Source organism: Mesorhizobium sp. B2-6-4, from assembly GCF_006441495.1.
GTDB lineage: Bacteria > Pseudomonadota > Alphaproteobacteria > Rhizobiales > Rhizobiaceae > Mesorhizobium.
The window spans coordinates 24,193-31,307 of record NZ_VFUE01000036.1 but is presented as its reverse complement, the minus strand read 5'-3'; the positions used below and the strand labels follow the sequence as shown (position 1 = coordinate 31,307).

The following is a 7,115-nucleotide window of genomic DNA, read 5'->3' as shown; positions in this document are numbered from 1 at the left end:
ACTCCCCTACTCCCCTACTCCCTCTCGTATATCCCACATGAACCTGCTCTATGCCGTCTTCGCCTTCCTTCTGGCGCTCGTCTTTGGCTTTGTCGGCATCACCCGCGTCGGCTCCTGGCTGATCGAGCGCCGCAACCCGGCCGTCGGCGAATTCATCGACATCGATGGCGCGCGCATCCATTATGTCCACGTTCCTGGCCACGCCAAGGCCGACCTGCCGCCTGTTGTCTTCATCCACGGCGCCAGCGCCAATCTCAGGGATCAGATGCTGCCGCTCAGGCCGTTGCTCGAAGGGCGCGCCGAATTGCTGTTCTTCGACCGGCCGGGATTCGGTTGGTCGGGACGCGGGCCCGGCAACAACGAGGATCCGTGGTCGCAGGCCGACACCGTCGCCGCGCTGATGGACCATCTCGGTATGAAGCAGGCTATCATCGTCGGCCATTCCTTCGGTGGCGCGGTGACGACCGCCTTCGGCCGCGAGCATGCCGACAAGACGCTCGGGCTGGTATTCCTGGCACCGGCAACCCATCCGTGGCCCGGCGGCGCAACCGCCTGGTACTACGACCTGACCACCATTCCGGTGATCGGCCGGCTGTTCTCCGAAACGCTGAGCTATCCGGCAGGAATGCTGCGGATCGCCGACGCTACGACCTGCGTCTTCTCGCCCAACAAAGTGCCGGACAATTATGTCGCCAAGGCCGCGATCCCGCTGGTGCTGAGACCGTCGGCCTTCCGCGCAAATGCCAGCGATGTCGCCGGCCTCTACCGCTATGCGCTTGGGGCCGCGCCGCGCTACGCCGAGATCAAGGCGCCGACCGTTGTCATCTCGGGCGATCGAGACAAGGTCGTCTACGCCCATATCCATTCGGTCGGCCTCGAGCGCAACATTGCCGGCGCCGAACTGGTCTGGGTGCGCAATCTCGGCCACAAGCCGGACTGGATCGCGTCTGATCTGGTCGTTGGCGCCATCGAGAAGGCCGCCGGCAGGAGCGTGGATCTGGAGGCGATGGCAAGGGCGGTGGAAGCGCGGATCGCCGGCGATGCCTATGGCGTCGGCAAATGCGCCGACCTCAAGGAACCCGAAGCGGAGTTGGCGCCGACCTGATGTGCGTCTTCCGAAAACGGTCGTCGAAAAACGGTATCGGGGGCAGAGCGGCATGTACTTCCTCAAACACGGCATAAAGAAAAATCCCGAAAAATTCTGGGCGCTGCCGGACCGCATCTTCTTCGGTTACGGCGCCTGCCCCATCCTTGCGGGCGTCTTTCTCAGCTATCCTCCCCTGGACGGATTTTACGGCGAGCGGATCATTCCAAGCGGGAACCACTACGGAAACCATATCTATGTGACCAACGGCGTGATCGCCTTCGACCACCATGGCTATTCCAGCCGCGAACGGCTTCTGGAACACCACAAACGAGGATGGGCTTCGCATAGCGCCGACTGGCACTGCACGCTGGAAAAGGTCGATTTCGATCTGCTCGACACTGCCGAACTTAATCGGCGAAAGATGCGGGGACCGGATCAATATCTGCAAGATCCCATACCCCGCGCGCGTCGCTTCCTTCAGCGCATTGACCACGCCGCAGCGGCAACAAGAGCTCTCAAGATCGCAACGCGGTGAAGCCCTGGGGCGGGCTTATCGGGTGCCCAAGTCCGAACCGACATAGGCGATGCGCAGCATATTGGTCGAACCGGGCGTCCTTAGCGGCACGCCGGCGGTGATGATGACGCGGTCGCCGGGCTTGCCGAATTCCTCTTCAAGCGCGATGCGGCAGGCGCGATCGACCATGTCGTCGAGATCGGTGGCATCGGGGGAGACGACGCAGTGCGTGCCCCACAGCAGCGACAGCCGCCGCGCCGTGTTGACGATCGGCGACAGGGCCACGATCGGCACCTGCGGGCGCTCGCGCGCGGCGCGCAGGCCCGTGGTGCCGGAAGCCGTGTAGGTGATGATCGCCGACAGTTTCAGCGTCTCGGCGATTTCGCGGGCCGCCAGCGAGATCGCATCGGCGCCGGTTGCTTCAGGCTCGGAACGCTGGGCGTTGATGATGCCTGCATAGGTCGGATCGGTTTCCACCTTGGTGGCGATGCGGTTCATCATCGCCACCGCTTCCACCGGATAGGCGCCCGCGGCCGATTCGGCCGAAAGCATGATGGCGTCGGCGCCTTCGAAGACGGCGATCGAAACGTCGGAGACTTCCGCGCGGGTCGGCACGGGCGCGGTGATCATCGATTCCAGCATCTGCGTGGCGACCACCACCGGCTTGCCGGCGCGGCGCGCTGCGCGCGTGATCTGCTTCTGGATCCCGGGCACGGCTTCCAGCGGCATCTCGACGCCGAGATCGCCGCGCGCGACCATCAGCGCGTCTGAGAGTTCAATGATTTCGGCCAGACGGGCAACCGCCTGCGGCTTCTCGATCTTGGCCATGATCAGCGCCCGGCCGCGTGCGATCTTGCGCGCTTCGGCAAGGTCCTCCGGCCGCTGCACGAAGGACAGCGCTATCCAGTCGACGCCGGTGGCGAGCACCGCGTCGAGATCCCTGCGGTCCTTCTCGGTCAGCGCGCCGACCGGCAGGTCGGTATCGGGCAGGCTGACGCCCTTTCTGTCGGAAATCGTGGTGCCGGCAACGACGGTGCAGACGATCGCCTTGCCATTGGCCTTCACTGCTTTCAGCTCCAGCTTTCCGTCGTCGATCAGCAGCCGGTGGCCGGCCTCGACCGAACTTAGGATTTCGGGATGCGGCAGATAGACCCTGGCCGCGGTGCCGGGCTCGGGATTGTCGTCGAGCGTGAAGGTCTGGCCGACGGTCAGCACCTCCTTGCCGTTGGCGAACTTGCCGACGCGCAGCTTGGGTCCTTGCAGGTCGGCAAGGATGCCGATCGGCCTTCCGACCGTCTCCTCGACGGCGCGGATGCGTCCGACCAGCGTGCGCATCAACTCGTGATCGGTATGGCTCATGTTGATGCGGAACACATCGGCGCCCGCTTCGAACAGCTTCTTCAGCATTTCCTCGGAAGAGGAGGCCGGACCGATGGTGGCTAGGATCTTGACCTTGCGGCTGCGTCTCATTGACTGTTTGTTCCCGGGGCGGCTGGTGCGCCTCCCGTTGCGGGGTCGTCGGTTAGCTGGACCATCCAGCTTGCCTGCTCGCCCGTGTCGTATTCCTGGAATCCGGCGCGCTGGAAGCCCCGGGCGACGCAATCGGTGACGCCGGCGATCTTGAACTCTTTTTCAGCCACGCACATGTTGATCGGGCCGTCCCAGCGTCCGCCGCGCTCGGCGTCTTCTGCATAAAGATAGTAAAACCTTGATGACAGCGGCCCTTCGATCAGCGTCTTGCAGCTCGATCCTTCGATGTGCCACCAGCCCTCGGTGATCCAGCCGGCCTTGGCACGATAGCCGATGCCGACGCCGACTAGGTTTTGCGTCGCGTTGCAGACGCGGAAATCAGCGCGTGCAGGCGAGGCCGCAACCATTGCGGATAAGCCCACGGCGAGCGTCAGGAGCGGCATGGCGAAGGCGAAGCGCACGCGCCGCCCGCCGGCGGAACTCATCCTGAAACCCCTCAAGAACCACATCAGCATCTCTCTGCGCCCCTTTTCGGAAAAGTCCGGGCGCATGTCAACGCGCCGTTTTGTCCAATTCCAATCGATTTAAGAAGGCTCCCGGCGCGCGGTCCGTCGCCCCTTGCCAGATTTCAGCGGAAACCTTGGCCAAACAACGGCATTGCGCCCGCGTCGTCTTCGTGGAAAGACGATAGCATCCTCCCCGGAAGCCAGCGAACAGACCATTTCCCGCCAATGACCCGATCCACAGTTTTCGCGCCTTTCGATGTCGTCGAGGGCGACCGCAAGCGGGGCATGGTGCTGTTGGCCGACCATGCCCGCCGCGACCTGCCTGAAGACTATGGCAGCCTTGGCCTGCCGGCGGCGGCGTTCGACCGCCACATCGCCTATGACATCGGCGTCGAGGCGGTGACGCGCGAACTCGCTGCGTTGCTCGACGTGCCAGCGGTGCTCGCCAATTTTTCGCGGCTGCTGATCGATCCCAATCGTGGTGAGGATGATCCGACGCTGATCCGTCAGCTCTATGACGGCACCGTCGTGACAGGAAACTATCCCCTCGCCCCGGAGGAGCGCGAAAGGCGGCTTGACCGCTTCTACCGGCCCTATCACGACGCCGTCGGCGCCATGATCGCCTCGGTCGCGCAGGCTTCCGGCAAGGCACCCTTCATCTTCTCCGTGCATTCCTTCACGCCGGTCATGCAGAGCAGACCGCGGCCGTGGCATGTCGGCGTGCTGTGGGACCGCGACGACCGCGTGGCGCGGCCGCTGATCGACATGCTGGCCGCTGACAAAAACCTCGTTGTCGGCGACAACGAGCCCTATGACGGCGCGCTGCGGGGCGACACCATGTTCAGGCACGCCATCGTCAACGGCTATGCCCACGCGCTGATCGAAATCCGCCAGGACCTGATCGCGACCGGCGGGGATGCGCTTTCGTGGGCTGAGCGTCTGGCGCCGATCGTTGACGCGATCGATCGCCGTCCCGATATACACCAAGTGAAGATGTTCGGCTCGCGCACCGGGCCGTTATGAGGAGGTTTCGATGACCGAACTCAGCGACGAACAGAAACGCGACTTCGAGGCCGCCGCCTTTCGCCGGCTGGTGGCGCATCTGCGTGAGCGTGGCGACGTGCAGAACATCGATTTGATGAACCTCGCCGGCTTCTGCCGCAACTGCCTGTCGAACTGGTATCGCGAGGCCGCGGAAGCCGAAGGCGTCGATCTCAGCAAGGACCAGTCGCGCGAGATCGTCTACGGCATGCCTTACGCGCAATGGCAGGCGCTGCACCAGACCGAAACCTCCGACGCCAAGAAGGCCGAATTCGAGGCCAGGCGACCCAGAGACCACTAGGTGGTCTCTCACGTCCTCGATTAGCCTAGGCGTTCGTTTGGCCCAAATGCTTCCCGAGCGCAGCGCTTGACTGAAAATTGAATCGATCTAATTTGCCGCGCAAAGCCACTTTCTGACCGGATTCGCCTATGAACGCGTCGAATGCAATGCAGACCGCCATTCGCGGCCGCTGGGCCGTGGCGGCCATCTTCCTCGCCAACGGCTTCCTGACCGGCAGCTGGGCGCCGCAGATCCCGGTGTTCCTGACCCGCCTGGACATTTCCAAGTTCACTCTGGGGCTTTTGATCCTGCTGTTCGGCGCCGGCGCCGTCACCGCCATGACCTGGTGCGGTCACCTGATTTCGAAACACGGCTCGCGCACCGTGCTGCGCTGGTTTGGCCTCTGCGGCAGCCTCGGCCTGCTGGTCGTGGCGCTGGCGCCCAACGTGCCGCTGGCTGCCGTCGCCATGTTCATCTTTGGCGGCTCCATCGGCGGCATGGATGTCGCCATGAACGCCAATGCGGTGGTGGTCGAGCGGCGGCTGTCGCGCGCGATCATGTCCTCCTCGCATGGCTTCTGGAGCCTCGGCGGTTTCGCCGGCGGTGCCCTTGGCGGCTTTGCCATCCAGAACTACGGCCACCTCGCCCACGCCGCGGTCGTGACGGCGCTTGCCTTAGCGGCGATCGCGGCGGCGGTGCCCTATATCGTCGCCGAGGGCAGGCCGCAGGCTGCCGAGCATCATAAATTCAGCTTGCCGGGAAACCCGCTGGTCTACCTCGTGGGCCTGATGGCGCTGCTGACGATGGTCTCTGAAGGCGCCGTACTCGACTGGGCAGCGCTTTATCTCAGGCAGGAACTTGGCGCCGATCTCGCCATTGCCGGCCTCGCCTATGCCGCCTTTTCCGGCGTCATGGCGATCATGCGTTTCTTCGGCGATGGCGTGCGCAATCGTTTCGGGGCCGTGACGACGTTGCGCGGTTCGGCGATCATCGCTGCCGCCGGCATGCTGATCGCAGGCCTGTCGCCCTCACCGTGGCTTGCCATCTCCGCCTTCGCTCTGTGCGGCTTCGGCATCGCCAATATGGTGCCGATCATCTTTTCGGCCGGCGGCAACCAGGAAGGCATGTCGTCGGGCACCGGCATGAGCGTGGTCACCACTATGGGCTATTCCGGCATCCTCGTGGCGCCCTCCGCGATCGGCTTTGTCGCCGAGCATTCCAGCTTCGGCCCGATCTTCATCGCCATGTCGGGCCTGCTGATCGTCGTCCTGCTGATGGCCGGATTGGCTCACCGCGCCGAATTCGCTCCCGACGCGGCGCCGGCCGAATAGCGTTTCAGTTCCTCGTGGAGGAAATCCGCCACGCGTCGGATGCGCACGCTGGTGCGCACGTCGCGATGCATGGCCAGCCACACCGGCAAGCTGGGCAGCGGCAGGCCCGGCAGCACCTTCTCCACCAGGGGGTCCCGCTCGGCCAGCGGCTCCTGGCCGAGGCCGATGCCGTTTCCCGCCCGCACCGCCTCCCAAAGCACGATCTGGTTGTCGGCCCGGAAGCGAAAACTGTTCCGGGTGACCGGTATGCCGAAATGCGTAAAGCCTCGGATCATCTCGTCGCTCCGGTCGAAGCCGATCAGCGCGTGGTCGAGCAGGTCGGCCGGCTCGCGCGGGTGGCCGCACCGGTCGAGATAGGCTAGGGAAGCACAGGCGCAGAGCGCGATATCGCAGACCTTGCGCGCCACCAACTCGTTCTGTGTCGGCTTGACCATGCGGATGGCGATGTCGGCATCCCGGCGCAGCAGGTTCTCGACCTGATTGGAAGCGACGATCTCGACCTCGATGCCGGGCTCCTCGATGCCGAGCCGCGCCATCATGTCGGGCAGCACATAGGCCGCCACCACCTCGCTGGCGGCGATGCGCACCGTCCCTTCGATCGCTTCGACCGAACCCAGCGCCAGCCGTGAAAAAGCGCTCGCCTGCTCGCTCACCGCCTTGCCGCGCTCGAAGAGAGTGGCCCCGGCCTCGGTCAGCGCGTAGCCGCTTCGCCCGCGCCGGAACAGGATGACGCCGAGCGCTTGTTCCAGTTCCGAGATGTGGCGGCCAAGCGTCGGCTGGCTTGCCGATAGCTTTCTCGCCGCGGCCGACAGGCTGCCGGTCTCAGCGACCGTGACGAAGCTCTTGATCAGGTTCCAGTCGATATCAGCCATTCACAACTGAATAT

At 64.4% G+C, this 7,115-nt stretch carries 8 protein-coding genes; 5 read left to right on the top strand and 3 right to left on the bottom strand.

Annotated elements, in window-relative coordinates:
- Positions 1 to 37 precede the first annotated feature (37 nt).
- Positions 38 to 1,105, top strand: coding sequence for an alpha/beta hydrolase (locus FJ426_RS30365; RefSeq protein WP_140560815.1), 1,068 nt, complete (start codon positions 38 to 40; stop codon positions 1,103 to 1,105).
- A 52-nt stretch (positions 1,106 to 1,157) separates the two neighbouring features.
- Entirely contained in the window at positions 1,158 to 1,622 is a 465-nt protein-coding gene (locus FJ426_RS30360; protein ID WP_140560814.1) for a hypothetical protein, read from the top strand.
- 15 nt (positions 1,623 to 1,637) lie between these two features.
- On the opposite strand, the gene pyk is transcribed toward FJ426_RS30360, so the two are convergent.
- Positions 1,638 to 3,071: a pyruvate kinase gene (gene pyk / locus FJ426_RS30355; RefSeq protein WP_140493391.1), complete on the bottom strand. Its 1,434-nt coding sequence runs from the start codon at positions 3,069 to 3,071 to the stop codon at positions 1,638 to 1,640.
- On the bottom strand, positions 3,068 to 3,556 hold the full coding sequence (locus tag FJ426_RS30350) for a DUF1036 domain-containing protein (protein ID WP_140493388.1): 489 nt from the start codon (positions 3,554 to 3,556) through the stop codon (positions 3,068 to 3,070). Before FJ426_RS30350 ends, pyk begins: the two co-directional genes overlap by 4 nt.
- Before the next feature lie 246 nt (positions 3,557 to 3,802).
- Here FJ426_RS30350 and FJ426_RS30345 point away from each other — a divergent pair, with 246 nt between their 5' ends.
- The 3 genes from FJ426_RS30345 to FJ426_RS30335 all read left to right on the top strand — a co-directional run bounded on the left by FJ426_RS30345 (position 3,803) and on the right by FJ426_RS30335 (position 6,229).
- Positions 3,803 to 4,600 carry an N-formylglutamate amidohydrolase gene (locus tag FJ426_RS30345; RefSeq protein WP_140560813.1) on the top strand — a complete coding sequence of 266 codons (798 nt, stop codon included), beginning with the start codon at positions 3,803 to 3,805 and terminating at the stop codon, positions 4,598 to 4,600.
- Positions 4,601 to 4,610: 10 nt separating this feature from the next.
- Positions 4,611 to 4,919 (top strand): DUF1244 domain-containing protein, encoded by a 309-nt coding sequence (locus tag FJ426_RS30340; protein WP_140493382.1) that lies wholly within the window; start codon positions 4,611 to 4,613, stop codon positions 4,917 to 4,919.
- Between the two features lie 128 nt (positions 4,920 to 5,047).
- Positions 5,048 to 6,229, top strand: a complete 1,182-nt coding sequence (locus FJ426_RS30335) for an MFS transporter (RefSeq protein WP_140493379.1) — start codon at positions 5,048 to 5,050, stop codon at positions 6,227 to 6,229.
- Here FJ426_RS30335 and FJ426_RS30330 read toward each other — a convergent pair.
- Positions 6,187 to 7,101 (bottom strand): LysR family transcriptional regulator, encoded by a 915-nt coding sequence (locus FJ426_RS30330; protein WP_140560812.1) that lies wholly within the window; start codon positions 7,099 to 7,101, stop codon positions 6,187 to 6,189. The two genes, FJ426_RS30335 and FJ426_RS30330, sit on opposite strands and share 43 nt — an antisense overlap.
- Positions 7,102 to 7,115: the final 14 nt, after the last annotated feature.